The organism is Symploca atlantica LB2515 (genome assembly GCF_052546295.1).
The window spans coordinates 4,129,002-4,155,148 of sequence record NZ_JBQWMT010000001.1 but is presented as its reverse complement, the minus strand read 5'-3'; the positions used below and the strand labels follow the sequence as shown (position 1 = coordinate 4,155,148).

21 protein-coding genes are annotated in these 26,147 nt (G+C 43.9%); 6 read left to right on the top strand and 15 right to left on the bottom strand.

The window, feature by feature from the left end; all coding sequences use genetic code 11:
• Nucleotides 1–60: 60 nt before the first annotated feature.
• Entirely contained in the window at nt 61–627 is a 567-nt protein-coding gene (locus tag ACT7WV_RS17345) for a hypothetical protein (protein WP_445104078.1), read from the top strand.
• Between the two features lie 70 nt (nt 628–697).
• Here ACT7WV_RS17345 and psbP read toward each other — a convergent pair whose 3' ends face one another.
• Complete coding sequence (psbP, locus tag ACT7WV_RS17340; RefSeq protein ID WP_445104077.1) at nt 698–1,237, bottom strand: photosystem II reaction center PsbP; 540 nt, start codon at nt 1,235–1,237, stop codon at nt 698–700.
• A gap of 250 nt (nt 1,238–1,487) precedes the next feature.
• Between psbP and ACT7WV_RS17335 the strand changes: the two genes are divergently transcribed.
• A complete protein-coding gene (locus ACT7WV_RS17335; RefSeq protein ID WP_445104076.1) occupies nt 1,488–2,354 on the top strand; it encodes a tetratricopeptide repeat protein in 867 nt (288 codons plus the stop codon).
• A 109-nt stretch (nt 2,355–2,463) separates the two neighbouring features.
• Here the strand turns inward: ACT7WV_RS17335 and psb34 are convergent, their stop codons facing one another.
• The 4 genes from psb34 to ACT7WV_RS17315 form a co-directional block, all read right to left on the bottom strand.
• Nucleotides 2,464–2,643 carry a photosystem II assembly protein Psb34 gene (gene psb34, locus ACT7WV_RS17330; protein ID WP_445104075.1) on the bottom strand — a complete coding sequence of 60 codons (180 nt, stop codon included), beginning with the start codon at nt 2,641–2,643 and terminating at the stop codon, nt 2,464–2,466.
• A 274-nt stretch (nt 2,644–2,917) separates the two neighbouring features.
• Nucleotides 2,918–3,358 (bottom strand): T3SS (YopN, CesT) and YbjN peptide-binding chaperone 1, encoded by a 441-nt coding sequence (locus ACT7WV_RS17325; RefSeq protein ID WP_463424268.1) that lies wholly within the window; start codon nt 3,356–3,358, stop codon nt 2,918–2,920.
• A gap of 563 nt (nt 3,359–3,921) precedes the next feature.
• On the bottom strand, nt 3,922–5,163 hold the full coding sequence (locus ACT7WV_RS17320; RefSeq protein WP_445101212.1) for an IS701 family transposase: 1,242 nt from the start codon (nt 5,161–5,163) through the stop codon (nt 3,922–3,924).
• Nucleotides 5,164–5,561: 398 nt separating this feature from the next.
• Nucleotides 5,562–7,280, bottom strand: coding sequence for a DUF2079 domain-containing protein (locus ACT7WV_RS17315; RefSeq protein WP_445104073.1), 1,719 nt, complete (start codon nt 7,278–7,280; stop codon nt 5,562–5,564).
• 383 nt (nt 7,281–7,663) lie between these two features.
• Between ACT7WV_RS17315 and dxs the strand changes: the two genes are divergently transcribed.
• A complete protein-coding gene (gene dxs / locus ACT7WV_RS17310) occupies nt 7,664–9,574 on the top strand; it encodes a 1-deoxy-D-xylulose-5-phosphate synthase (RefSeq protein WP_445104072.1) in 1,911 nt (636 codons plus the stop codon).
• 176 nt (nt 9,575–9,750) lie between these two features.
• On the opposite strand, the gene tnpA (ACT7WV_RS17305) is transcribed toward dxs, so the two are convergent.
• Nucleotides 9,751–10,155, bottom strand: coding sequence for an IS200/IS605 family transposase (tnpA, locus tag ACT7WV_RS17305; protein WP_445103581.1), 405 nt, complete (start codon nt 10,153–10,155; stop codon nt 9,751–9,753).
• A gap of 61 nt (nt 10,156–10,216) precedes the next feature.
• Between tnpA (ACT7WV_RS17305) and ACT7WV_RS17300 the strand changes: the two genes are divergently transcribed.
• Nucleotides 10,217–11,464, top strand: coding sequence for an RNA-guided endonuclease InsQ/TnpB family protein (locus ACT7WV_RS17300; RefSeq protein ID WP_445103582.1), 1,248 nt, complete (start codon nt 10,217–10,219; stop codon nt 11,462–11,464).
• Between the two features lie 22 nt (nt 11,465–11,486).
• Here the strand turns inward: ACT7WV_RS17300 and ACT7WV_RS17295 are convergent, their stop codons facing one another.
• Both ACT7WV_RS17295 and ACT7WV_RS17290 read right to left on the bottom strand, forming a co-directional pair.
• Entirely contained in the window at nt 11,487–11,897 is a 411-nt protein-coding gene (locus ACT7WV_RS17295) for a DUF4112 domain-containing protein (RefSeq protein WP_445104071.1), read from the bottom strand.
• A 194-nt stretch (nt 11,898–12,091) separates the two neighbouring features.
• On the bottom strand, nt 12,092–13,402 hold the full coding sequence (locus ACT7WV_RS17290; protein ID WP_445104070.1) for a glycosyltransferase family 4 protein: 1,311 nt from the start codon (nt 13,400–13,402) through the stop codon (nt 12,092–12,094).
• A gap of 553 nt (nt 13,403–13,955) precedes the next feature.
• On the opposite strand from ACT7WV_RS17290, the gene mtnA reads away from it, so the two are divergent.
• Nucleotides 13,956–15,023 carry an S-methyl-5-thioribose-1-phosphate isomerase gene (mtnA, locus tag ACT7WV_RS17285; RefSeq protein WP_445104069.1) on the top strand — a complete coding sequence of 356 codons (1,068 nt, stop codon included), beginning with the start codon at nt 13,956–13,958 and terminating at the stop codon, nt 15,021–15,023.
• A 99-nt stretch (nt 15,024–15,122) separates the two neighbouring features.
• Here mtnA and ACT7WV_RS17280 read toward each other — a convergent pair whose 3' ends face one another.
• The 4 genes from ACT7WV_RS17280 to ACT7WV_RS17265 form a co-directional block, all read right to left on the bottom strand.
• Entirely contained in the window at nt 15,123–15,569 is a 447-nt protein-coding gene (locus tag ACT7WV_RS17280; protein ID WP_445104068.1) for a hypothetical protein, read from the bottom strand.
• Between the two features lie 130 nt (nt 15,570–15,699).
• Nucleotides 15,700–16,944 carry an FAD-dependent hydroxylase gene (locus ACT7WV_RS17275; RefSeq protein WP_445104067.1) on the bottom strand — a complete coding sequence of 415 codons (1,245 nt, stop codon included), beginning with the start codon at nt 16,942–16,944 and terminating at the stop codon, nt 15,700–15,702.
• A gap of 378 nt (nt 16,945–17,322) precedes the next feature.
• The gene (locus tag ACT7WV_RS17270) at nt 17,323–17,451 is read right to left on the bottom strand and encodes a hypothetical protein (RefSeq protein WP_445104066.1); all 129 of its coding nucleotides are present in this window, start codon (nt 17,449–17,451) and stop codon (nt 17,323–17,325) included.
• Nucleotides 17,452–17,495: 44 nt separating this feature from the next.
• Nucleotides 17,496–22,121: a toll/interleukin-1 receptor domain-containing protein gene (locus tag ACT7WV_RS17265; RefSeq protein ID WP_445104065.1), complete on the bottom strand. Its 4,626-nt coding sequence runs from the start codon at nt 22,119–22,121 to the stop codon at nt 17,496–17,498.
• Nucleotides 22,122–22,316: 195 nt separating this feature from the next.
• Here ACT7WV_RS17265 and tnpA (ACT7WV_RS17260) point away from each other — a divergent pair, with 195 nt between their 5' ends.
• Nucleotides 22,317–22,730 carry an IS200/IS605 family transposase gene (gene tnpA, locus ACT7WV_RS17260; protein ID WP_445104064.1) on the top strand — a complete coding sequence of 138 codons (414 nt, stop codon included), beginning with the start codon at nt 22,317–22,319 and terminating at the stop codon, nt 22,728–22,730.
• A gap of 201 nt (nt 22,731–22,931) precedes the next feature.
• Here the strand turns inward: tnpA (ACT7WV_RS17260) and ACT7WV_RS17255 are convergent, their stop codons facing one another.
• The 3 genes from ACT7WV_RS17255 to ACT7WV_RS17245 are packed head-to-tail and all read right to left on the bottom strand — an operon-like array spanning nt 22,932 to nt 26,141.
• A complete protein-coding gene (locus ACT7WV_RS17255; RefSeq protein WP_445104063.1) occupies nt 22,932–24,278 on the bottom strand; it encodes a hypothetical protein in 1,347 nt (448 codons plus the stop codon).
• Nucleotides 24,279–24,314: 36 nt separating this feature from the next.
• The gene (locus ACT7WV_RS17250) at nt 24,315–24,626 is read right to left on the bottom strand and encodes a hypothetical protein (RefSeq protein ID WP_445104062.1); all 312 of its coding nucleotides are present in this window, start codon (nt 24,624–24,626) and stop codon (nt 24,315–24,317) included.
• 12 nt (nt 24,627–24,638) lie between these two features.
• Entirely contained in the window at nt 24,639–26,141 is a 1,503-nt protein-coding gene (locus tag ACT7WV_RS17245) for a DUF4231 domain-containing protein (RefSeq protein WP_445104061.1), read from the bottom strand.
• Between the last annotated feature and the right edge of the window lie 6 nt (nt 26,142–26,147).

Here is a 26,147-nt window from a genome sequence, read left to right as displayed (position 1 = left end):
ATGTCAGTATCAGAATCTGAAGTGTTCTGCTAAGATTTCCCTGCTCAGGAGTATAAATTAATGACAACTCAAGTTTTATTGCTGCCGCTTTTATCTGCTTTTCTCTTGTTTGGTGGATATCCAGGAACGCAGCTAGCTCAAAGCGAGCAACCAGCTCAGTTAGAACAATTGCAGTGGCAGGAATTTTCCGATACTCAGGGAGGTTTCACTGTCATGATGCCAGAGAAGCCGACACAGAAAACGCAAAGCCAGAAGGATGGCCCTACGTCAATTGATATCCATACTTTTACAGTATCTCCCCAGAGTAATGCTATAACCTACTCAGTTTCCTATTCTGACGTTCCTAGCGGAATTGAGCAGTTTCCACCTCAGTTAGTTCTAGACAGTATAGGTTTGGGTTTAGCCCGTGATCAAAACATCCGACTACTAGGTGAGCAAGATATCAGCCTGGGTAACTATCCTGGCAAAGAGTTTAAGCTAGAAATATCCCAAAAAGTAATTCTCAGGCACAGGGCATATTTAGTAGACAAACGCCTTTACCAACTAACAGCAGAAGCTCCTGTGGAAACAGAAGAGATGTTATCTGAGGATATCGAAAGGTTTATGAATTCCTTCGAGCTACTTTAGACAGGAGAAACTCTTCAAAATCCCAAACTAAAGGTTCGCCACAAGCAACAACAGCTAAGAGTACGTTGCTTTAATAAACTGTAAAAGACTGAACTACTTGCTCAAACAGATTGTGGGCTTTTTTCCAGCGTCTTTCGGTGCTGGAAGCATTCAGAGTATATAATTTGCCATGCTTGAGAGCCACACTGGCAATATTGTGGCGTTTTTGCTCAGGTAGTTTGACACTGTACTCCAGAAGGTAGTAGATATTATCACCCGATTCGCGGGCTTCAGCGTTGACTAGCTCTGCTTGACGACCAGAATCAGGAGGTGCGATCGCATTTTTTTGTAGTTGGTAACCTACTTCTCCAGGCGTTCCTAAATCAGCAAGGGTTTGATCTTCTGGGACGGGACTAATCACAACACTGATATTTTCTGTCCGCTCGATCAAGTCATGAAAGACAACATCCGGACCATCATTTACTTGGACTGGTAGCCAGCCGCTAGGATACAAAAACTCATAGCCATCAACGCTATCTACATAGCTTTGTAATCCGCTTACTCCAACAGTGCAGCTATACAAACCCAGGCTCAATACTAGTACCAGTAAGGCGGCAATTTTTTTGAGCATGTCTTCTTTCCCTTTATACAAGCTGTCCCATTTTCTCATGGGCAGTGCCCGCTTAGCGCTGGGTAGTTAGTTTACCAGAGGAAACTCTTTCTCATAAATAACGACTAGTAACAAGCAACTACAAGCAAGGCTTGTCCATAATTTGGGGAATATTTACCCAAGTAGTAGCTTGCTTGAGATCTCTTGTATTTCAGAGCATTCTATTATATACAGGGCAAGGGTTTTTCAATACTGCCTCGGAGGAAACACCATGAACCAGACTTATCGAAATTTAGCCATTTTGGGATTCGCCACGGTACTGGTTGGATTTACCTCAAGTGTCTCTGCTCAACAGACGCCGAGTCAACCAACACCGAATCCAGAGACGCCGAGTCAACCAACACCGAATCCACAGACACCCAGTAGTCAACCAACGCCTCAACCACCATCAGAGACTCAACAGATGAGTGCGGTGGAATTTTACAACCGAGGGGTAGATAAAATAGATTCTGGTGATTATCAAGGAGCGATCGCCGATTTTAATCAAGCCTTAAAACTCAATCCCTCTGATGCTGACACCTACTACAATCTAGGCTATGTACATCACACCCTAGGTAATTATCAAAAAGCGGTTGATAATTACAGCGAAGCTATCGAGCGTAACCCTGAATTTGATCAAGCCTACAGTAACCGAGGTTATGCCTATTACATTTTAAAAAATTACCAACAAGCAATCTCTGATGCCACCAAAGCAATCGCGCTCAATTCCTCAAATGACACAGCTTATGTTAGCCGAGGTAATGCTCGCGATGAACTCGGAGAGCATCAGGAAGCATTAGCAGATTATGAAAAGGCGCTTTCTATCAATCCCAATAGCGCTAGAGCTTACTATAACCGTGGCTTAACTCAGAATAGAATAGAGGAGCATCAAGCCGCTCTCAAAGACTATACTGAAGCGATTCGGATTCAGCCGACTTTCGCAGAGTCCTTCTACAATCGAGGTCTTACTTACTTCAAGTTAGACAATAAAGCTCAAGCCTTAGAAGATTTGCAGAAAGCCGCTCAATTGTTTAAAGAACAGGGCAGGACAGAGAACTACCAGACTGCCATCAAGGCAGTGGAAACTATTAAAGAGTAAGTATACTCCCAAGGCGCACTGGTACTTCCCTGCCGTTGGCTACTCCAAGAAAAATTAGGGATAGCTAGTCCCGGAAACTCCTATTTTTTCCAGGCTATACCTTAAATGTTCAGCCAACCTTAGATGCTGAGTAGGCAACGAAAATTAAGCCGCTAACGAGTACCAGCGCAGCAACACCGTACACCAGATAGCTGATTTTTTGCTGCTTCGTCGGAGGTTCTGCTACATAGGTTTTTGTGTCCGGAGCAAAATTATTTAAACGTCCGCCTTCTTCTTTGATAAATGGCATGAATGAAAACCTTTGATTTCTTATTCAAGATCAGATGTTACATATATTTTGTTGAATAAACTTCGGTTTTTGAAACAAATCTTTACAAAAATTTACTTTTTCGGGAGTGTTCTCCAAGCCTTCCTAGTAGATTCTCAGGTGAGTTTTCTTCAGAGGTAAGCAAACTTCACCGCCGTGAAGTGTTCCCCCTTCCTAATCCCTGATTTACACACAAGACAGGGAAATTTTGTTGCGGAAGGGGGTTGGACACACAATATTTATTTTGTGCAGTTGCTTAGAGAGTTCGATCTAGAGCACGCTCCCCTCCCCAGCGAGTCACGATTTGATCGTCGTATTCATCAGCTATCTGCAATACTGCCATCACTGATGCTTCCAGTTCCTCTGGGTCGCAGCTAGAGCCAACGATAGTATGTTCAAAGAGAACATCTCCCTCCGTGTTAAGCGAAAATGCCCCAAAGAGCATCTCGGCATTTTTTTGCAGCAGGAAATTCTGTAATTCTGGAGTTATTGCTGCGCCTGTCACTACGTGGGAGCGAGTATTAATAATCGCATCGTTACCCCAGGGGTAAATCCGCACTTCTACCCAAGCTGAACCCAAAAACAGACCAAAGCCTGGTAAATCTAGCTTTTCCCAGGGAAACTTGCTGAATAAATCATCCATCCAGCCAGCGACTTTGTTATAGCAATCTTGCTGCGCTTGTGTCTGAAATTCCATCTTAAGTTGTACACCACATAACTTAGGCACCTTAAATAATTCCAGAAATGGGGAGCAGTTGAGTCACTAACTTTGGTACTTAGGAAACTCTGAGGCTTTTTGGATTAGGATTTGGTGAAAATGGGAGCATAATCAAGTGGAAAATACTAATTGGTTCGATCTAGTGGCTGGTGGATTGGCAATTATCATCCTGATCGGCGGTCTACTGATGCTATTTAAAGGAATATCAGCATTTGAAGACAAAGATAAATAGCACCCATGCCAACCAACAAGACTAATCGACCTATCTACTACCAAGGGAATCTATCGATCAACTGCGATAAATAAAAAGATTTGTTAGAGAGCGATCACTTTTGGGGTTAGTCTACTACTTCGTAGCTGTTCCTCTGATGCTATCGCTCAAGAGGAACAGTGACAAGAGCATAATCGAGTAGCGGACACTAGAGAAAAATCTCTGTACTAAGCGTGCTGAAATTTCTTGGTATTCCTTAAATTGCTAATCGACTGCTCAGGAAATCTTTTAGGTATAAATACACCTTTGCTTAGTGGGACTTAGACAGATTTCAAGCCCAAACAAAGCCCAAAGCAGCTTTGTGAGCAAAGAATACGTCCCGATTGTGGTTCAACCACTCCATAAAACGGAAAGACATCGCTGTCCGAAACGCCTCTAATGCTTCAGTAAAGGTGTTTAAAGGTTTCGATGCCCAACGCCGTCTTAATCCTCCGGTTAAAGTGTGCCATAAAATAAATGTATAGGCACAAAACACAAGCATGAAATGTCTTATCAGGCTTCTATAATCTCTGACTTGATATTCAGATAAACCCAACCAGCCTTTGGCTTCCCGATAGAAAACTTCTACCCAATTTCTTTGAGAGTAGGTAGTTACTATCCAATCGGCTGTGGCTTTTGTTGATTCAACATTGGTAATAAAATAGTCAACATCACTAGCTTGGTCGAAGGTTGAGGCATTCATGACGATAGCAATTGTTCTCTTTCCTTCAAGCTGTGAGAGTTCAACTTCTACAGGAGCCACCCAAACGGTTTTCAGTTTATCTAGATTGATTTGAACAGGGGTAAAATCTTTTGGCGACAAGGATTCGGCTAACTTATCTAGGCGAATCTCTTCTCGTTGACTTATCCCTATTTCAATTATCACCTTACGGTTTTTGGCTAATCCTCCTATATACTTGAGTTTCCTTTTTTCCAGTTCCAGCAAAAACGTTGTGTTATTTCCATACCCAGCATCAATTAATACGATACCCGGTCGATATCCTCTGTTCATGCTGCGGTCAATTAATGCTAAGCCTAACTCCGGCTTTTTCTGGAATTCAATATCTTTTTTTCCTTCAGCTAAAGAACTAGCGTGTTGAGATAACTCTATATCTAACGGTAGGCTTTTTTTCCCATCATATAGATGAGTTGTTACCACTACTATTCCGTTGTCTGTCTTCCCGATTTCTCCAATGTACTGTCGTCCTACTCCCGCCGTGAAATTGCCACTTTTCCTATGTCCTGAGTCATCTACAATTAACGTGAATCCTCTACTTATTCGGGTTGGGCTACACTGATTCATCACCAGTAGACGCCGCTCATTTACCTGTTGAGCATTCCAGGGGGCTTCCGTTAAAAAATGATGTAATCGGTGGTAAGTCACTCCCACCGCGTTATCCGCCATTTGAGACAGGTTTTTTCCTTCACTTTCCCCTAATAATCCCCCAATATAGTTCCTAAACTCCCTTTTTTGCGCTTGATGTCTCCAGACATCATCAAAGCGTTTGCACCATCTATCGAAGCAAGGAGGCATGGCGGCGGGGGTTGTCTCTTTCCTGTCTTACACTCTAATGTCAAATGGCTGCCATGCCTAAATTATACCTTTATTAACTCTTTATTTTCGTTTAAGTCCCGTTAGATGCTAAGTACAGACAATTACAATTTCATCAACTCATCACAAAAGGTTTACCGCAGCTATACCTAAAAGCTCTCCAGAGAAATCATAATGTTTGTAGAAGATTAAATTTAACCAACTATACAGAAACCTCAGCTACCTTATTCGTAAGCTCTAAGAAAAACCCTCAGCCTCGTGCTGGGGGTTTTTCAGATTGAGCATTAGAGGAAGAACAACGGATATTGGTGAGCAAATTTTGGTAGATGCGATCGCACATCTAATTTCTTGGGCAAGATACCCGATTTCGTCGGTATGTTCTAATTTTGCTTCTGCAAAATTGGCTCAATCTCTTTCCTGAATGCCAACCACGCCGCCTCAGCTTCTGGATTAGAGACTGCTCCTTTTTGCATCACAATAACACCTTCTTGAAAACCGGTAATACCGTAATTGCCACTGCTAGTTATTTCGTCAATTACGGCAGTCATTGCCTGTAAATTCCCCCGATCCTCATCGAAGGCGACTTGATACTGCTGCAATTGCCACAAATCTGTAACTATGTAATCTACATTGACTACCTGCTGTTGATCATTGCGTAACTGCAATGCTGGGAAGCGGATAATTTCCCGGCGTCCAGAAAGATGGGGTATCAGATAGGTACTAGCGGCTACACTGGCATTTGGGGGAATTTGAGCCAGTAATGACCTAATTGACCCGACACGCGGCCATTGCTCACTCAAGGAAACATGTACCCAAGGGGAAAAAGAATCGGGGATGAGGAAGTAAAATGTCCGATTGGGATTAGAGGTGAAGGTAAACAACAGAGAAAGACACAAGCAAATCGTCCAGAATCTCCGAAACGGCCGAGAAAGGTGTTTCGGTTGGGGATGAAGAGAAGACTCCCCTAATCCATTACCTTCCGTTGGTTGCCGAAGTACTCCCGACTTAAAATTAGCTATCCAAAACCTAAAATCACTTTTCCCTGACCACCAAAGAATTACCCCATAAAATAACCCCGGTACTACAGTCATGGCGTAGCGAATATTAATTGCTAGTACCGACATTCCCTTACCTAAAAAAAGCTTGAGAAGAGGAAAGCCAGCAATCATCCAAGAAGCTGGCGCAACTGCTGGCACAAAAGCCAAAGGTAACCATTGACCCAACAAGTATTTAATTGTGCCAAAAAAAGGTGTAAACAGTTCCACCAGCAAACGCCAGGGATTACTGATCATCCCCCAAATAATTTCTAAGGTAGAAGCCTCTTCTCCCTGGGCATATTGACCAAACCGCTCCATCATAAACCGCTGGGAAATATCTTGGGAAAATAGCGGCATGATCAGATTGGTCAGCAGGATCATATAACTAAAGCTAAGGGTGCATACAGCCAAGCCAGCACGAGGATAACGTTGACTCACGACCATGTAGAACCCCACGCCAAACAGACCAACACCAGAGTCTTCCCGTACTGCAAGAATTAGCACAGCTAGTAGCCAAAACAACCACCACCAGCGTTTTTCCATCGCTAGCAGTAGTCCAAAGACCAATAGAGGAGTCTGGCAAATGTCGTGGAAGTTGGATAATGTAGGACCAATGACAGCATTAGCGCAGTAGAAGCTAACGGTAATCATGGCTGCGGCAAAAGGTTCAAGATGCTCTCTTGCTAGAATATATAAAACTAAACCAGCCGCAGTGACGAGAGTAACCTGTAAAACTGTCAGAGTTGCTGGTGAGGGAAATAGAGCATACAACGGTAGCCAGAGTAATAAAGCTGGGGTGAAGTGCTGGCCTAGCCGATGGTAAGATACTTCTGGAACTTCGCCATTGTGGACAACATTAGTAGAGAGTTGAGAAGACAGAGAACTCTCGAAGAAACGACCGTGAATGCCGTTCCAGAAGACTTGATTAAAAATGCCTTGGTCGTAGGAAGAATAAAAGGTGTAATGTCGATTTAGCGTGAGCATTAAGGTGAGTAAAAAAAAGATGATCGCGGTGGCGATGACTAGTCTTATTCCTGGGATTTTTCGTAATCTTAACAACATTACTCACTCACGCTTTTGCACAGTTCTTTAGCTGCGACCTGCTATCAGGTCAGTTACAATGCCATGTCATACTTACTTGATTATTAAATATATAACCTCAGGTAAAGCCGGGGAGATATGGGCGATAAATGATGAACTAGGGTGATAACGGCTGGTTAAACTTGATTGACCTTGGGTAGAGTCTGTTCCCTTATCCCTAAATTCGGGCATATTGATAACTATTATCAGTACAGTTTTTGCAATTTAAGTATTTTATTAGAAAATAAAGCAAACACTGCTGATATAATAAAAAATTTTTCAGGCACCCCCTAACCAAATTATTAGATACTTTAGAGTGTGTAGAGAAAAATAAAATACAGTAACAATTCCAAAAACAATTGGGTATGCATATCAGTGAAATCACTCATCCAAATCAGCTGCACGGTCTATCGATTCGTCAGCTTGAGCAAATTGCCCGCCAAATTCGGGAAAGACATCTCGAAACCGTAGCTAGAAGTGGAGGTCACCTCGGTCCTGGGTTAGGTGTTGTGGAACTAACACTAGGTTTATATCAAACTCTCGATTTGGATCGCGACAAGGTCACCTGGGATGTGGGACACCAAGCATATCCCCACAAGATGATTACAGGCCGATACGACCAATTCTATACACTGCGGCAAAAGGATGGTGTTGCTGGTTATTTAAAGCGCTGTGAGAGCAAGTTTGATCACTTTGGCGCAGGTCATGCTTCTACTAGTATTTCTGCGGCTTTGGGCATGGCCCTGGCCCGAGATCTCAAGGGGGAAAACTTCAAAGTAGCAGCGGTAATTGGTGATGGTGCCCTAACTGGTGGTATGGCATTGGAAGCAATTAACCATGCTGGACATTTGCCCCACACCAATCTGGTAGTGGTGCTCAACGACAACGAAATGTCGATTTCCCCGAACGTTGGTGCAATTTCCCGTTCTTTAAATAAAGTACGGCTAAGTGGACCAGTACAGTTCCTGGCAGATAACTTAGAGGAACAGTTCAAGCAACTTCCCTTTTTTGGCGATGCTTTATCTCCAGAATTACAGCGAGTTAAAGAGGGTATGAAGCGTTTGGCAGTACCGAAAGTAGGGGCGGTATTAGAGGAACTCGGCTTCACCTATATGGGACCAGTGGATGGTCATAACCTAGAAGACTTGATTTCTACCTTCAAAGCGGCACACAAGCAGGACGGCCCAGTGCTAGTGCATGTAGTGACGACGAAGGGCAAAGGATACGAAATCGCTGAACAAGACAGAGTTGGCTACCATGCCCAAAATCCCTTTGACCTAGCTACTGGTAAAGCTGTACCCGCCAGCAAACCCAAACCTCCCGGCTACTCCAAAGTTTTTGCCCACACCCTGGTAAAACTGGCTGAGAACAATCCTAAAATTGTCGGGATTACGGCGGCAATGGCTACTGGAACGGGCTTGAATAAACTGCAAGAAAAACTGCCCAAACAATACATTGATGTGGGTATTGCGGAACAGCACGCCGTTACCCTGGCTGCTGGCTTGGCTTGCGAAGGTATGCGTCCGGTGACGACGATTTACTCTACCTTCTTACAACGGGCCTATGACCAGGTAATTCATGACGTTTGTATTCAAAAGCTACCAGTATTCTTCTGTCTAGACCGCGCGGGGATTGTTGGTGCTGATGGCCCAACTCACCAAGGGATGTACGATATTGCTTATCTACGCTGTATCCCTAACATGGTGGTCATGGCTCCCAAAGATGAAGCCGAATTACAACGTATGGTGGTTACTGGTATTGACTATACTGATGGTCCAATTGCCATGCGCTACCCACGGGGTAACGGTTACGGCGTACCTCTGATGGAGGAAGGCTGGGAATCATTGCCCATCGGAAAAGCCGAAATCCTCCGCAGTGGTGAAGATGTCTTGATCTTAGGCTATGGCTCAATGGTCTACCCTGCTCTGCAAACTGCTGAAATTCTCAGTGAGCATGGCATTCAAGCAACTGTAATTAATGCCCGTTTTGTCAAGCCTCTGGATACAGAGTTAATCTTGCCCCTAGCACAGCGCATTGGTCGGGTTGTAACCTTAGAAGAAGGTTGCCTGATGGGTGGCTTTGGTTCCGCTGTTATCGAAGCACTAATGGATAATAATATCCTGGTGCCCGTGAAGCGTATTGGTGTGCCGGATAAATTAGTAGACCACGCTAAGCCAGACGAGTCTAAGGCAGACTTAGGTCTAACTAGTCCCCAAATGGCTCAACAGGTACGAGACGCATTCTTCAGCAAACAACCATCTGCTGTTGGGTCGTAGTTTTGGTTTGGTTTCTTAGTCTAATTGCTTGGTAAGATAATTCCTCAAGGTTGACACAGATGGGATACCTGTATCAATCTTGGGGATACCATTCACCGCGATTTCTCTGCTGTCTTTTGAACAATTAGCGCGGCAGTCCCCATTCCGCTTCGCTGAGAATGGGGAAGGATAGCGCGTCAGGGGCTCTGTTGATTCTGGATATATTTTTTGAGAGTTTCAATAGGCGCACCTCCACAGGAGGCAACATAATAAGAATTAGACCAAAAGGAAACTTTACCCCAGTAATGTTGTTGTACCTCTTCGGGAAATTCTTTCTTGAGCATCCTTGCCGTGGAACTTTTTAGACTGCCAGCAACAGCAGAGATTGAGTTTTTAGGATGGAAGTCCAACAAAATATGTACATGATCAGGTTCCCCATTAAACTCGATTAATTCGCAGAACATTTTATTTGCCACTTGCTTGACCATCTCTTGCAAACGGTCAAGCATTTTTGCGGTAAGTACTTTACGTCGATAGTGAGTGACAAACACAAAGTGTAGTCGCACACTAAAGATACTATGAGAGCCTTTCCTGGCCTGCATCTTGACAGGGTGTACCCGTTAAACTACACTCGTCAGCATACCAGACAAGTCAAGCAAGGCGATGGCGACTAAGCGCATTACTTTTAGACTTTATCCCACAAAAGAAGTAGCTAATAAGATGCATTCTTGGCGCCAGCTTCACTGTGCTTTATACAATGCTTGTGTTGAGCATCGTAGAACTTCTTATCAAAGGTTCAATAAGTCGGTTGGTTACTACGACCAACAGGATTGTTTGCCTGAATTTAAGAAGTGTTGGATAGAGTACAAAGAGCTTGGTAGTCACGCATTGCAAGATACCGTTAAACGTGTTGATTTCGCTTTCCGGAGGTTTTTTAAGCTCAAGTCAGGATATCCAAGGTTTAAAGCTAGTCGTCGTTATAAAGGCTGGACTTATCCTTGTAAGTCAGGGTGGAGTGCCTGTACCAATGGCAAAAATGGTTATCTAAAAATATCTAACCTTGGCAAGCTCAAAATGCGTGGTCAAGCAAGAGATTGGGGTACACCAAAAACTTGCACAATCCTGTTTAAACAAGGCAAGTGGTACGCTTCAATCACTGTTGATTGTGTTCCGACAAGATATCAAACAGGTACTGGAGCTATCGGTTTGGACTTCGGGACTCATCATGCTATTGCTGATTCTAATGGTGGTTTGGTAAACAACCCTCGATTTGTTAAAGTAGCTCAAGCAAAAATCAACAAGATAGCCAAGACTAGTCGCCGCAAGCGTTCACCTAACTTCAAAAAGAAAGTTAAGGCTTCACGACGTTGGAAGAAGACAAATAAAGCTATAGCCAAAATACAGGCTAAGGTAGCAAGACAAAGACAAGATTGGCAACACAAAGTCTCTACACAAATAGCAAGCGGTAATAGCCTGGTAGCGACGGAAAAGCTCAATCTTAAAGGGATGACTCGCAAGGCAAAAGCAGGAAGTAAAAGAAGGCGGCAAAAATCAGGACTTAATCGGTCTTTGCTTGATGTTGGTATTGGGAACCTCAAAGATTTAATCAAGTATAAAGTCTCCGAGGCTGGAGGTTTTTATATTGAGGTTCCTACTCAAAAAGTTAAGCCTTCTCAAACCTGTCCCAATTGCGGTCATCAAAGAAAGAAAACATTAGCAGAACGAGTACATCATTGCGAAAAATGCAACTATCAATGTGATCGTGATATCGCGGCAGCAATGGTTATGCTTCAATATGCAAGGGGGCAGGAACTGTCCTCTTCAGGCGTAGATGAGTCCACCTCTGTTGATTGCGGAAGCTTTAAGCAAGTTGCTCAAGTGAAGCGTCAGAAACGTACAGCTCAGCAATAGCGGCTGTACGTAGTTCATATTACTAGTGACGTAACAAGGTTTCACTGTAACTAGTTGACTCATTTGCTGCCCGTTCCAGTTCTGGTTCAACCTTAGTCAGATGCTCCTCTAAAATGGCAAGATTACGGATATTAGATTTATAAAAAGCGTCAAATAAGTCGCCGGCTAGGGGAACAGTGCCGACAACGGCTTCTAAAGCTACGTTGAGGATCATTTTCTTTAAGTCTTGTCCAGGCAGTCCTAACTGAGTAGCTAAGAAGATGATGTAAGCTGAAAAGCCTGTACTGACGAGATCACCAGCACCGGGAATTAGACCAATAATCGGATCTAAGCCAATGCGGAATCCAAGACCTGGTATTCGTATAGCTGTATCCATCAGGCGGCTGAGCCTGCGGATGCGTTTCAGGGTTTTGAGTTTTTGAGTTTTGTCCATAATTAATTAGGGTGACATTTCCCAGAGTTAGCTGTCTTGTATCCTCGGAAGTATAGTTGTGGCTATAGAGGAGAGGTGAAGACACTGCGTTCTTGAGGACAGGTTCAATTACCCGGCACAAGCAAGCACAGCCAGATAAGCCCTTGCCAATCTGACTTAAAAAAAACTAGCTTGCATCTCTTTGATACAAATCTCTAGTCTCTAGTTTTGTCTTTTGACCTAGAAGATAATTTTTGGCTAATCATTTGACTGTAAATATCAGCAATTTTTTTTGCTTTGTTGTTCCATTCAAATTCTTGAGCTCTTTCGATAGATTTAACTGACACTTTTTCTCGTAGTTCTCCATCTTCTACCAAAACTTGGATTTTCTGGGTTAATTCCTGCGTCAGATATTCTCTCGAAAGAGGTTCGATTTTAAAACCCGTTTCCTCAGTTACATATTCGCCGATACCGCCATTGTTAGCCACAATACAGGGTAGCCCACAAGCCATCGCCTCTAAGACAACTGCCCCACCAAACTCTCTGATAGAGGGAAAGCAAAAAATATCAGATTTACGGTAATACTCAAGTGTTTCTTGCTGGGTCACCCAACCCACCAAATTTACTACTTTTTCTAAACCAAGTTCTTGTGTTCTTTTTTGAAGATTCTCTTTCTCTGAACCGTCACCAACTATTGTTAATTGAATTTTATTTTTGATACTTTCATCCAATTGATTAACAGCTTCGATGACGAGATCAGGACATTTATAAGGAACTAATCTGCCTACAAATAGTAAATTAACTTTGTTGCCATGACTGCTGCTTGTTGCCTCTGTTAAAAAATCCTGGGATATTCCATTCTCATAGAACAGCTCGATCCGATGAGCCGGAATTATAAACAAGTCTTTTAACATATTTAAAGTATAGGTAGAGCCTGCTAAAATCTTGTCTGCTTTCTTATAAGTAGCCACATAGCCTGGGATTAAGTATCGACCAATAACCCTCAAGAAATTTAAATGAGCATATTCTTTTTTTGCTGTTTCTTGAAAGCCTTCTGGGAAAGGGACGCCACCGTTAACTGGACCGAAAAGGAAAGGGGTTTGCTTACATGCCTCAACTACCTTAACAGGATATCTTGGCATCATCGGAGTCAGTGCATGCACCAAATCATAATCTCCATTCAGTATTTGTCTTCGGAACTTTTTATAAACCTGACAATTAAATTCTTCGTAAAGAGGGTAGCTTAATGCATGGAATAAAGGCCAGTTAACTGTCCCGTTTCTGGAAGTAACTTTCTCTAAAAATGAATAATACTTCTTGCTTAAAACACTCTCAAAAATATAAACAATTTTTTGATGTTCTTTTCTCCTGTCAAGGGCTTCTTTATTTCGCTCGTGGGTAACAAGAGTTACATCAACAAGTTGGCTAATTGCTTCAAAGTATTTGTAACCTTCTAGTGGTACAGATGACCACTCAGGATTACACTGTTCTATTATCAGTAATATTTTTGATTGTTTAATTGCCATTACTTTAACCCCATATTCGAGTTGGTTTTATTTGGATAAGCTGCTCGATATTTAGATGGGATACCTAAATTTTCTCAGAGGGAATAGGAAAAATGGTTTGCCGAGCCTTACCCTCTCCTCAAAGGAAACGCTACGCGGAAAGCGGAGCATGACTAAAGGGTGAACGATCAAAGCGAAGGGATGAACGTAGGGCAGACGGGCAACCGAGAATACCCAATTTAAATGCGCATCAGCTTAAATACTTCTGTAGATGCGATCGATTACGGACATTTTCTCAGTAAAGCTGGTCAGTATACGGTTCGATAGAGAACAGGGGCAAAGACTCTAATAGCAACTTGAGCAACTTGCTCTCAAAGAGAGTAGATATCCTAGATGGCGAGACACCGGAAACGAGGGAAAAATAAGCACTACATCCTGGCTGTAATTTAGTGAAAGCAGTAACGAAAAATCAAGAGTTCTAAGGTGGCCTCGAACTCAGGTAAAAAATGCCAAAATTTGTCCCGTGTTTTTAGTGCAAAATATAAGTTAAGTTTTTATTAAAATAACTAGAATAATGACTTCTCCTTCTACTCAGGTTTATCCCGTTATCTGGAACGAAGACCGGGTTTTACTGATTGACCAAACCAAATTGCCCACCGAGTACAGAGTTGTGGGAATTAGCCGCTCTGATGATATGGCACGGGCAATTAAAACAATGATTGTCCGAGGAGCACCAGCCATTGGCGTAGCGGCAGCTTACGGAATGTACCTCGGTGCAAGAGAGATTCAGACAGAAGACCGCGACGTTTTTTTAAACCAACTGGAAAAGGTTGCCCAGTTACTGCGACAAACTCGTCCTACCGCAGTAAATTTATTTTGGGCTATCGGGCGAATGCTCAATACTGCCTACGAAAACCTTGGTTCAGTAGAGCAGCTCAAAGAATCTTTACTAACGACGGCCCAAGCAATTCAAATTGAAGATTTACAAACTTGTCAGGCAATTGGCGACCAAGGTTTGTCAGTATTGCCGACAACTCCAGAAAATTTATGCATTTTGACCTATTGCAATGCTGGAGCCCTAGCAACCGCAGGATACGGTACTGCATTGGGTGTTGTACGCTCTGCATGGCGAGAAAAGCGACTCGCCAGAGTTTACGCTTCAGAAACCCGTCCCCGGATGCAGGGTGCTAAGTTAACTGCCTGGGAATGTGTGCAAGAAGAAATACCAGTAACCTTGATTACTGATAATATGGCAGCTCACTGCATGAAACAGGGAATGATTGATGCCGTGATCGTCGGTGCTGACAGAATTACGGCGAATGGGGATGCTGCTAACAAAATTGGCACTTATAGTTTGGCACTAGTTGCTAAGGCTCATGATATTCCTTTCTTTGTGGCGGCTCCCATGTCCACGATAGATTTTAAGCTTGCTACTGGTCAAGGAATTCCGATTGAAGAGCGCCACCCCTCAGAAATTTATCAAGTAGGAGAGACGGTTGTCTGTCCACCAGGAGTGGAGTTTTATAACCCTGCTTTTGATGTCACCCCTGCTGATTTAATTACAGCGATTATTACTGAGCGGGGAGCAGTCGCGCCGAGTGAGTTGCAACAGTTACAACTCAAGACATCTAATTGGGGATAAATCTTCTCGAAATGGCTAGCGACAAACTAAGATTAATCCGAGTTTGTCGCACTGAACTAGTAATTTTGTCAAGTCATATTTTTGAATTGGAATTCTACTTTATCGAAGACTTAACTGATAAGCCTCTAGATTGAGTGCTGACTTCGTATCATTTAATCTGGCGATCGCTAAATCCATCTCTCGATTTGGCAGACAACGATTCAAAATGGTATCTAGGACAACCTTGAAAGCAGGTTCCAGGGATTGGCTTTTTGTCAGATGGTCTTCACTAGATATATCATGGTCAAACGATAAGTAATCTGATTTTTGATACTCCTCCTGCTGACCTCGCTTGACGCTAAGTCCTGCCCAAATTCTTGACTCCTCTAGACGGGCTAGTGCTTCTTTGGTTCGGGCATCCAGAGGATGAGAGCGCAAAATTAAATCCAATAATTGAATAAACTCAAACTCAATTTTGAGGATTTTATCGATTTCGTTTTGGGTTGGCTGTGTGTAGCGGGAGATACGTTCGCGAAGTGCTTGAGCTTCTGGAGATAGATGTGACATAAGCAGGGTACTCAAAGAATTTTATAGCCTGAAAAGTTTTCCATTAGCACCCCTGTTAAATGAGAGTTTATCAAAAACTCTGTTTGAATCAGCACCCCTATTAAATCAAAGTTTACTACACTAATTTTGGTCAGCGCTGAGCCAACCGGGGAGGACGTCCCCTTAAACCTGTCATTAATTGGAGAGCATAAGTCTTGAGAGGACGCAGCCGCCCCAAGATCCATAAACCTAAACGGCGAGTCGCGACTAAAGGCAACCAGTTATTAGAAAACATCCGATCCAAGAAATCAGTAAAACCCAAAATTGCCAGATTCTCTCGCTTGCGCCAGTTTTCGTAGCGTTTGAGTACGCCTACATTGCCAATATCTTCACCGCGTAGCTGTGCTTCTTGGATCACTTGGGCGAGGGCTGCGGCATCCCGAATACCCATATTTAATCCTTGACCACCGACGGGATGGCAACAGTGGGCCGCATCTCCAATCAGTGCTAGTCTTGATTGAGCATAGCGGTCGCTTTGCATTAACTGCACTGGAAATACTAGACGCTGACTATCTAACTCGATACGTCCCAGCAGACCGCCTGTGCGGTACTCTAGTAACGCCAAAAATTCTTTTTCTTCTAAATCCTTTAAAGCTTGGGCTTCTGCGTGAGGCGCTGTCCAGACTACCTGACAGCGGTTGTCTGGTAAGGGCAAAACTCCCATCGGGCCACTGGGCCAGAAGCGCTCAAAGGCAGTATTGTTATGGGATTTTTCCGGTTTAATTCTTGCTGTTACGCAAGATTGCCAGTATTTCCAGCCATGAGTACCAATACCAGCAGCAGTACGAATTTGCGATCGCGCCCCATCCGCAGCAACAACTAGGCGTGTCCGTATCTGGCGATAAGTATCTGCTACCTTCACCTTGATTTGTGCGCCAGATGCTTGGTATGCCACCTCTACCACTTCCGCAGGGCACAACCAACTGATGTTGGGAGCATCTGCCAAAAACTCTTGTAAGGATGTTAGTACCGGGCGGTGTTCTCCTACGTAGCCGAGAGCATCAGTACCAACATCGGTAGGGCGGAAGTTGACAACGCCTGCATAGTCAGCATCTGAAAGGCGAATTTGCTGATATGTCGTAATCTGAGGCAATATCTTATCCCAAACGCCAATTCCTTCAAGAATGCGCCCAGAAAGGATAGAAAGCGCGTAAGCTTGCCGTCTTTGCACCGCCACAGACTGAGGCTGTGCTTCAATTAACACCACACTTAAGTCGGAGTTTTTCAAAGCACAGGCGAGTGTTGCTCCAGCAATGCTACCGCCGACAATTGCTAGGTCGTAATCAAAGCCCAGAGGAGTTGCTGGGGGGGTTTTAGTTAGCTGTTGCAGCACCATTTTTGAGAGATTGCGTCACAAATGATAAGAAAGTTTACTCTTTTTGTATTGTGACGCGAACTGCTGTGGGGATCAAGTTGGCATAGTGACATTACTGTTTTTCTTAGCTTTTCCGGAGGCAAGGGGGAAGTGGAAAATAGGAAATGGAAAATTGAGCTGTAAACACTAAGTAAAGTAGGTGAGCCTAATTATTTGTAGGATGAGTTAGTGAAGTGTAACCCATACTGGTGTTGAGTTTCCTGCTAACCCAAGGGAATCTTCCAGCCCCCTAAATCCTCCAAAGTTGGAGGACTTTGAGTCCGGACTCCGCCAAAATTGGGGGCTGGGGGGCTAAATACAGTATTTGCGAGTTGGAAAGAAGGGCTGAGGAGAGGTTTTTTAACTAATAGAAATCTGCCGAATCAGCATACTGACAAATTCACCGGGATTGCCTGTAGGTTGCAAGGGACTCCATGCTCTCACTTCGGCAAACCGCAGGCGATACAGGGTGTGAGTGATCGCTTTCATCGCTACAAAACCGAACTTATTAATATTGGGTGTTCTGCCTGAGATCACTTCTCGCCAATGCTGTCACACAAATGCCGATCATCTTTTAATTTTGGGTTAGTCTTCAAGTAGCCATGCAACCAACTACAACTCCACTTCAGCAAGTCATTAGAATTTAAATTCCAAAGCATGACAATGCCACTGGTCCTGCTGGCTAAGACAAGCGTGTCGCCATCAGAGCTGAAACGGATACCATAGCCTGAATCTCCCCCTGCTTTCAGCGTACTTAGTAGGAGGCCATCTCGACTCCAAAGTTTTACGGTTCCTCCAGCAGCGGCAATCATATTGCCATCAGGGCTGAAAATAAGGCTAATATTTGCTATCTCATCTATATTGATACCAGACAGCGTATTGAGGAAGTTGCCTTCTTTGTCCCATAATTTGGCATCTTTGTTGAAATTACCAGAGTCTATAGAATGCACTGGAAAATCAGTAATAATCCTCTTGCTATCGGGACTGAACCTGATGTAGCTGTTTTTTCCTTCAAGAGTCTTGATGAGAGAACCATCTCGACGCCAAAGTTTCACTGTCTTGTCATCCCAATGTTCAGTAGCAATTATAGTACCATCGGGGCTGAAGCTGATCCTCTCGACTGCACTACTATTTTGGATCGAAGTTTTGAGCAAATTACCGTCTCGATTCCAAAATTTGACGGTGCCATCAGCGCTGCTCGTAGCAAGCGTAGTACTATCAGGGCTAAAACTAGCATTGAGTATTTTATCGCTATGCCCTTCTAAGACTTTGATCAAGGAACCATCTCGACTCCACAGCGTGATTGTGTTCCCACTGCTGAAGGCAATTCTCTGACTATCAGGACTAAAGAAGATATCATTACCATCCCCTTCTAAAGTTTTGAGCCAGGAACCATCTCGACTCCACAGCGTGATTGTGTTCCCATTGCTGAAGACAATCATCTGGCTATCAGGGATAAGTTTAATCCAAGGGCTACCTGCTTCCAAGTCAAAGGTTTTAATTAACTCGCCATTATGATTCCAAAACTTAATAACATTTGAAGAACCATTAGAACTAGGACCACGAGAGATAATTAACTGACCGTCAGGGCTAAATTGGGTGTCAATAGCACTATGCTTAAAGCCAGTCTCTATTGTATTGAGTAAGGTGCCGTCTCGATGCCACACTTTGATAGTGCTTCCAGAAGAGGAAACAATTTTGTTGCCATCAGGACTGAATCTAATGCTCGATACCGAACCTTCATGCCCTGCCAATGTTTTGAGTAAGGTGCCATCTAAACCCCAAAGTTTAATAGTGAAGTCCGTTGGGGGATTTTCATACACAACATTAGAAGGAACCAATAAAAAATTGCTGGAGGCAATCATGTTGCCATCAGGACTAAAAGTCACATTCCCAGCCTCTTTTATCGTCTTGAGTAATGTAATATCGCTTAAAGTTTCCAGCCGACGCAAAAATACGATGGTGCCATCATCATCATCTGAACCAACAGCAAGCATAGTGCTATCGGGGCTAAAGCTGATATTTTCAATCCGAAAATCATACTTGAGGGTATTGAGTAAAGTACCCTCTCGATCCCAAAGTTTAATCTTATTATTATAATTCCCAGTAACAGCAGCAATCACAGTACCATCAGGGCTAAAACTGAGGTGTCCAACCCTCTCATTAATATTACGTATTTCTCTGAGTAAGATGCCCTCTTGACTCCAGACTTTAATTGTGTGCTGCTCATCGTAGTTGATAGTAGTGTTGATAGTAGTGGCAATTTCGGTGCCATCGGGACCAAGACTAACGTTAATCAACCACCCATTGAACTCTAAAATCTTAAGTAAAATACCATCTTGATTCCACAGTTTAAGTTTACTCTTGTTATTGTCATTATTATAGTTAACTGTGTAAATTATCTTGCCATCAGCACTAAAATTCACATTACCAGGTTCTTCTAGCTGCTTGATTAACGAGCCATCGTGTCTCCACAGTTTGATAATCTGGCTGTCCCCACTTCCTGTAATGGTAACAATCCGATTACCTTTAGGGCTAAGGTTACCTTTAGGGCCAAGGCTGGTTAGGTTATAGCGGAATTGATCAGGTGAATACTCACCAAGTTTTATGGTCTTGAGTAACTTACCATCTTGATGCCACAGTTGGACAGTATTGTTATGTCTGTTGGTGGAAATTATGCTGCCATCATGACTAATACGGACAGTATCATCTGGCTCCTGCTCAGTTTCTAGGGTTGTTAGTAAATCCCCATCTCGACTCCACAGTTTAATCGCGTCATCACCAGCAGAGACGATCCTACTGCTATCAGAGCCAAAACTGATATCCTTGACTTCAAAAGTATGCCCTTTGAACCGATTAACCTCTCCGAAACCAGACGATTTTGGTAGAGGAGAGTTAATAAACGAATTGAAGCCATTCAATTCATAAACAGCCTGCCGCAAAGCACCAAGTGCCTGACTCTGGACTCCCATCTGTTCTCGTTTTTCCTGTTTGACTCGTTTCACGGCTTTGACAGCAGCTACCAAAGCATCAAGCGGCTGATCATTTGCCCCAGCAGCTATAGATGCTTGGGCTAGGGCATTGACTGTTTGTTTATCCGCCTCTATTTTTTGCTTCTCTGCCATCTGCCACTGAAATCCAGAAAAAATAGCTAAAACCGTAACCCCCACTACAGCAGCAACTGAAACCGCAACAATCTTGCGAGCCTGCTTCAGTTCTCGCTGTCTACGTTCTTCATCTTGGTGTATGAGTTGCTCTCGCAACGCTACACCCGATTCAATAAATGTTTTCTGTAAATTCGTTACCGAAGGCTGTTTTTTGCTTTGCTCAGTCTCTTTCAACCAAGCCTCAGCCACCGCCAACTCACTCCCCCGCAACAGCAAATCAGCACTTTTATCCTTCTCCTGCCATTCAATCGCCCGCTGCGACCATTTACTATGACTATGGACATGTTCCCTGTCCGTATCAAGGGTTCTCACCAACTGGTTGAAATTAGCATTGAAATCTCTCTGATTCTGATTAAAATCAATCCACTGCACCTTCGCTAATTCCGGATGCAAATTTGCCGTATTTACTTCCCGATGCAGCACCGTCACCAAGCGCTTATTTAAGCTGGCTGCATACTCCACCTCATCCCCACAGTAAGGGGAAGCCACAGAACGAGGTGAGAGAATAAACAAAAAGTTATCACAGGCTTTAATTCCCCGATTAATCTCTTGCTGAAAATCACTCCCTGAGGCAATACTTTCCTGGTCAAACCAAGTCGTTTTACCCTGCATCTGTAGGGCATCATTCAGCTTTCTGGCTAAATCAGAGTCTGCACGGGAATAGGAAATAAATACATCTAGGGACTCTAATGGCGGTTGTCGCAGACTTTCGGCAATAAATTCTTCCTGTAACTGGGTAGGTGGATGCTGTGTTCTTTTCTGTGCTACCTTCAACCAAATTTCAGCACTGCGCAGGTTATACCCCCGTAGCAGAATACTAGGATTATCGTGCTGCCTTTCCCACTTCAGCGCTTTGGTTAGTAAAACCTTATGCTCGTTATAATAGGCTTCATCCTGATGCAGAATCCTCAATAACTCACTTTCATCAAGTAAGTAATCTTCTTCTTTTGAATTATCCGTCAGGTCAATATACTGCAAATCCCGCAACTCATTCGGTATCTGTTTCGATGAAGTTTCCCGCACCAACACAGGTATAATCCGCTTATTGAGGGATAGGGCATAATTTAATTCCCGCTGAGTAAAATCCGACTTTACCGAATCAGGGGAAAGCAAATAAACCAAATTATCTGCCTGTTCAATTCCCCGCCTAATCGCCGCCTCGAAGTCTTCCCCGGTTTTAATATCAGTTTTATTCGTCCAAACGGTAATACTTTCTCGCCGCAAACTCCTACAAATCTTCTCCATTGTCCCCCTGTCCTCATTGGCATAGGAGATAATTACCTGAGTCATCAAGTTATTAGCATTCTTGATGCTTTCAGTGATGTACTCGCAATGCAAATCATTAGGAAGACACGGGGATTGCTCATCTTTGAAGCGTCTTTTTAACCAAGCTTCTGCTTGTTGTTTATCATCCCCAACTAGCAAATAGTTCGTTTGTCTTTGATGCCTCTCCCACTCCAAAGCCTTGGCTAAAAACTGGGTATGCTGCTTCACATAATCAGCATGACGCTTGAATAATTCAATTAAACCCGCCAAAGACTGTTCAAAATCATCAATTCCCTCTCGAAAATACACCCAATTAATCTTGCTAATTGTCGGGTGCATATTCTGGAAAGCGGAATGCTTCCCTTGTGCTGTGTACGCTTCCCACTCTTCGTCAGTACCATGAGGAAATCTCTGCTGCCAGGTTTCCCGACTAATTTGCTCAACGTGCAATAAAGGAATAATCCGTTTATTACGCTTAATTGCTAGCTCGATTTCTTTACCACAATAGGGAGAATTAACAGAGTGTGGCGCAATAATAAATAAGAAATTATCAGCTTTCTCAATGCCATCATCAATTTGATTTTGGTAATCGACCCCAAGGGGAATATCATTGAAGTCAAACCAAACCTTTAACTCTTGTTCGAGTAAGCGAGTCTGAAGTTTTGTAGCAAATGCTTTACTATCTGCACGTCCGTAGGAGATGAAGGCATCAAATAAATTGGGCATTTTCAGGCAGCTGTACAGAAGGAAGGACAAGGGGTCACGAGCCTCAGTTGAGGTTATCCAATAATCTGCCTTGAAAGAGAGGAAACGTCAATAAGACTACGCAGGGACGCAAAGATGTGGAGAGATCCCACCCTATAATTGGCGGTTGAAACCGCAGCTACATAACCGAAACCCGCCTTCGCGGGTTAGAGAAACATGAGAGCAAATTTTACGCAGTTGTATCTCCATTGTGTTTGGGCAACTTGGGATAGATTGCCTTTGATTACGCCAGATATTCAGGAAGCCATCTATGGATCGATCATTAGGCAGTGCCATCGGTTAGGAGGTACAGTAATTGCGATTGGTGGCATAGAGGAACATGTACATTTATTGACAGGAATTCCACCGACTTTAAGCGTGTCTGAGCTAATCAAAAATGTTAAGGGTAGTTCCTCTCATTTAATTACTCATAAAATTAAGCCTGATGAATTCTTCAAATGGCAAGGCAGTTATGGAGCTTTTACCGTTAGCCATAATGATATTTGTGGTGTGGCTAACTATGTCAAGAATCAAGCATTTCACCATCAAAGTAAATCGATATGTTCTGATTGGGAATTGCCTACTGGGTAGCTTGGTAGTGGAAATCGTTGCTATACAAATTTAACTTGGCGATCAAAATCGCAGCTAGACAAACCAAAACCTCCTTTGCGGGATTCAACTCCCTTAATATTTCCTCAGTCCGTGAAGACGGACTTGGTTTTTGTAGACGCGAATTCCATTCGCCAGGTATCTAGGCGGCTGGGCTTTGGGATGCTCCCCAAACGGTGAAGGTTAGAGAGGAAACTGGGCTAAGAGGTCTTTGCCATCAATAATAGTAGTAGTAAACATGAAATTGCGGTTTGCTCGGTAGCGTGGGTCTGACTTAATCATCGCCATGAAATCGCGATGCCCCTGTTTCGTCCTGCCTACCTGACAGCCAGCACTCCAGCGTCCTATATCTGACTTCGGGTTGTCACCTCCCCAGTGTTGGTTAATGCCAAACAGACCTGTATCCATTGAATCTTTAGCATCCCGCGTGCCTGACCGATTGAAATCACGATGAACAGTGACCGTACCGCATTGCACGAGGGCTTCATGTTTATTTAAGTGCATTCCTACCCGCCATGCGGTGTATTGCCCAAAGGCGATCATTGCCGCGCCTTTGGGGTTCATGGGCGTGTATGTATAATATTTACCTGGCTGTGTTGTGGCGTCCCAACAGCCAATTATTTCCGGCTTGCCGTCTTGGAACTCAATAACAGTGCGCAGGTCGTTCCAGACATTGAGAGCATTGTCATTGAGTGTTCCGTCCGGGTTCATGCCCTCGATGTAGATGATATTTTTGTGTCCAGGTTCTTTGTCAATTTTGTAGCTCTTCTTCTGGCAGTAGGCAACGACTTTCTCGGCTAGAGTCTTCGGCTTGGTCGGGACAGCCGCAATCTGGGAGCCTTCAACTTGGAGATGACCGCCATAGACGAACCAAACGCGGTGATCTTGAACTGAAGTCTTCAGCGTAACTCGGACGTGCTGAGCATCTGCGATCGCAACTTCAACTACTGGCAACCTCGTCCCAGCTTGGACACTGGCTTTTTCAGCTACTGGCAGTTTGTGTGAGGGCAACGAGCAGCTTTTAAACACTGTATCAGAGGTCACTTCCAGATTAAACTCCCCCTGCTCAGTCTGCTCATCTTTGAGTCCTAAAGCTTGCAGAAAGTAGAGAATTGCCGCACAACCTGGAGTCGCATCAATGCCCTTAGTGTGATTAGTCCCAGCCCAAACAAACGATGTAATAAATTCCTGACCATCTCGACCCTGAAAGCCGTTATAGGCATCGAAGGCAAAGAGGCGAGCACTAAGTGTTGCTGGTATCTGTTCCCCCTGAATCGCACTCAGCTTGCGTGTGACTTGCCTCCAGAACTGGTCAGGTTCCTCGAATTCCATACTTGCATGTAAAATTCCCGCCCAGTACCAAGGTAGGTTGGGGTAGTGCCACTCGATCTTTTCATAAAAGCCGCGCTCATAACACAGCTTCTCAGCAATCTTCTCTAGATCTGGCAAAAGATTGGACTGCACCTTGCAGCTTTGCCACAGATCCATGTATGTTTTCAACCTTTCCGTAATCGATACAGTGCTGGCCATTTCTGTGACTATTCTTTGATAACTGTTGTCGAACTCTTAAGCCAAATCCTGTGAGTTTGCTGTGTGCAGGTTCCAGTCAATTACCTCTTGATTTGTACCCCTCTGATAGCTTGCACTTTGATTTTTTACCTCTTCTATACGCTGACAGAGGCTGTAGAGTACTCCTGGATCGCGGACAATTTCAGCAAGGATACGAGCTTCACTGAAGTCTTTGATATCGGTTCTCAAATCACGCAAGACCAGTTCAGCTAGCTCAGGACTTATTTTCATTTCCAATGAGACGCTGATGGCAATATCTTCTTCAATTTTGTCTACTTCTATAGAGTAGGTTTTACTATTACGAATCATTAATTTTGTTTCCTAAGCTAGAACTTGGTAATATCTATTAGCGATCGCAGCAATGTGGTCGGCTTTGTCTAAGCCGTTGATGATACGGCGGGCATTGCGAAAGTCTCGGCTGTTGCTTGAGATGTAGTCAGATAGCTTCTTCCCGGTAAATACGCCGTCTCGCATCCCCATGACCAGGATTTTGGCAGCGATCGCTTGGTCGGCAGCTTTTTCTGGATTGCTCACTAGGTCAATACCTAATCTTTCAGACCACTTCTTATAATTGGTTCTGCCAGTAACTTGGCAGAAGCCACGACCTTTAAATCTTGGCCCGTCTCCAGGCTGGGTGTTTCCTAAGTCTCTTCGGCCGTTGTATCTTGCCAAGTATTTGTCACCTCCTAGCTCATTCATATACTGTCCTAGGTGTGACTCCAGTTCAGTCGTGGCGAAAATATAGGCAATGTGTGCAGGGTCAGTGACTCCACACTCGGCACAGCCTTGTAAAATTAGGGGAACTGACTTTTCAGCATAGGACTTTAAATTGGCTGGTACTACGCTCAGAACGGCGGCTACCTTAGCTGGGTCTGCTTGGTTTGCTTTAGCGCTGGTTGTAGTCAATGTTGCTCCTGATAATACCTCGGCTGTACTGGTTGTCCCTAGAGGATTATTTTCAATCCTAGCCAGAATTTCTTTAGCGCTGAGGTACTGTACTGAATCGGGATTCAGGCTGGTGCTATCGTGGTCTTCTTCGTAATCTTGCCAATTGAAGGCTACAGTATTTAAGTCGGTTAGCTGGTCTGAGTCTTCTGCTGCCTGTTCTGTTAGTTCTTCGCTCCGAGAATCAGCCGAGTACTCTTGTTCCCACTGCTGCCTTTCGGCTTCCATACGCTGCTTCTCGGCTTCTAATTCCTGAAGTTGCGCTTCATATTGTGCCTGGAGTTGCAATTGCTCGTTGAGCTTTTCCAGGGCAAGTTCGGTATTCTGTGCGGCTGTTTCTTTGGTTTCTTTCTTGCTTTCCTCTTGTCTGTCTTGCAGCTGGGAAATAAAGCCCTGTACGTCTTGCTGAATATACTGTTCAACGCGTTGAGCAAAGATAGCGTAAGCCTCGGAGTGGGTATCAAATTGATGATAAGGGCCAGTCATTTGCAAGAACTGCCACCCCTCAATTTTCAAGCCTTCAGCAGTATTGCGATAGTTGCGGTACTTCTCACCATGAGCGAAGAATTCTTCAAGCGCAGCAGAAACCGCCACCGCCTGACTTAAACCCAAAGCTGACCAGCCGACCATGTCCTGCCATTTCTTGTTACCATTCTCAAAACCGATTAGTGCCGGAACAATTACCCCGCCAACGATGGTAATCATTCTGAGAAAGTAATGGCGATTGCGTTCTCTGGTAGCTCGTCCTTCTAACCACAGTACTTGATCCAGCCAGCGATTTTTGAGAAAATCTTTGCGCAAGTCTGACAAGTCGAGTCGGTCGATCAATCCACCAAGAGTCTGTTTAAGATATTGACGGTAGTCGTTTTTTTTTCCCATGGCTTA

What these genes read in the sequence shown, in the direction of transcription:
- ACT7WV_RS17345 (WP_445104078.1), top strand. Translation starts at nt 61, where the DNA reads ATGACAACTCAAGTTTTATTGCTGCCGCTTTTATCTGCTTTTCTCTTG.
- psbP (WP_445104077.1), bottom strand. Translation starts at nt 1,237, where the DNA reads ATGCTCAAAAAAATTGCCGCCTTACTGGTACTAGTATTGAGCCTGGGT.
- ACT7WV_RS17335 (WP_445104076.1), top strand. Translation starts at nt 1,488, where the DNA reads ATGAACCAGACTTATCGAAATTTAGCCATTTTGGGATTCGCCACGGTA.
- psb34 (WP_445104075.1), bottom strand. Translation starts at nt 2,643, where the DNA reads ATGCCATTTATCAAAGAAGAAGGCGGACGTTTAAATAATTTTGCTCCG.
- ACT7WV_RS17325 (WP_463424268.1), bottom strand. Translation starts at nt 3,358, where the DNA reads ATGGAATTTCAGACACAAGCGCAGCAAGATTGCTATAACAAAGTCGCT.
- ACT7WV_RS17320 (WP_445101212.1), bottom strand. Translation starts at nt 5,163, where the DNA reads ATGCCTCCTTGCTTCGATAGATGGTGCAAACGCTTTGATGATGTCTGG.
- ACT7WV_RS17315 (WP_445104073.1), bottom strand. Translation starts at nt 7,280, where the DNA reads ATGTTGTTAAGATTACGAAAAATCCCAGGAATAAGACTAGTCATCGCC.
- dxs (WP_445104072.1), top strand. Translation starts at nt 7,664, where the DNA reads ATGCATATCAGTGAAATCACTCATCCAAATCAGCTGCACGGTCTATCG.
- tnpA (WP_445103581.1), bottom strand. Translation starts at nt 10,155, where the DNA reads ATGCAGGCCAGGAAAGGCTCTCATAGTATCTTTAGTGTGCGACTACAC.
- ACT7WV_RS17300 (WP_445103582.1), top strand. Translation starts at nt 10,217, where the DNA reads ATGGCGACTAAGCGCATTACTTTTAGACTTTATCCCACAAAAGAAGTA.
- ACT7WV_RS17295 (WP_445104071.1), bottom strand. Translation starts at nt 11,897, where the DNA reads ATGGACAAAACTCAAAAACTCAAAACCCTGAAACGCATCCGCAGGCTC.
- ACT7WV_RS17290 (WP_445104070.1), bottom strand. Translation starts at nt 13,402, where the DNA reads ATGGCAATTAAACAATCAAAAATATTACTGATAATAGAACAGTGTAAT.
- mtnA (WP_445104069.1), top strand. Translation starts at nt 13,956, where the DNA reads ATGACTTCTCCTTCTACTCAGGTTTATCCCGTTATCTGGAACGAAGAC.
- ACT7WV_RS17280 (WP_445104068.1), bottom strand. Translation starts at nt 15,569, where the DNA reads ATGTCACATCTATCTCCAGAAGCTCAAGCACTTCGCGAACGTATCTCC.
- ACT7WV_RS17275 (WP_445104067.1), bottom strand. Translation starts at nt 16,944, where the DNA reads ATGGTGCTGCAACAGCTAACTAAAACCCCCCCAGCAACTCCTCTGGGC.
- ACT7WV_RS17270 (WP_445104066.1), bottom strand. Translation starts at nt 17,451, where the DNA reads ATGAAAGCGATCACTCACACCCTGTATCGCCTGCGGTTTGCCGAAGTG.
- ACT7WV_RS17265 (WP_445104065.1), bottom strand. Translation starts at nt 22,121, where the DNA reads ATGCCCAATTTATTTGATGCCTTCATCTCCTACGGACGTGCAGATAGT.
- tnpA (WP_445104064.1), top strand. Translation starts at nt 22,317, where the DNA reads ATGAGAGCAAATTTTACGCAGTTGTATCTCCATTGTGTTTGGGCAACT.
- ACT7WV_RS17255 (WP_445104063.1), bottom strand. Translation starts at nt 24,278, where the DNA reads ATGGCCAGCACTGTATCGATTACGGAAAGGTTGAAAACATACATGGAT.
- ACT7WV_RS17250 (WP_445104062.1), bottom strand. Translation starts at nt 24,626, where the DNA reads ATGATTCGTAATAGTAAAACCTACTCTATAGAAGTAGACAAAATTGAA.
- ACT7WV_RS17245 (WP_445104061.1), bottom strand. Translation starts at nt 26,141, where the DNA reads ATGGGAAAAAAAAACGACTACCGTCAATATCTTAAACAGACTCTTGGT.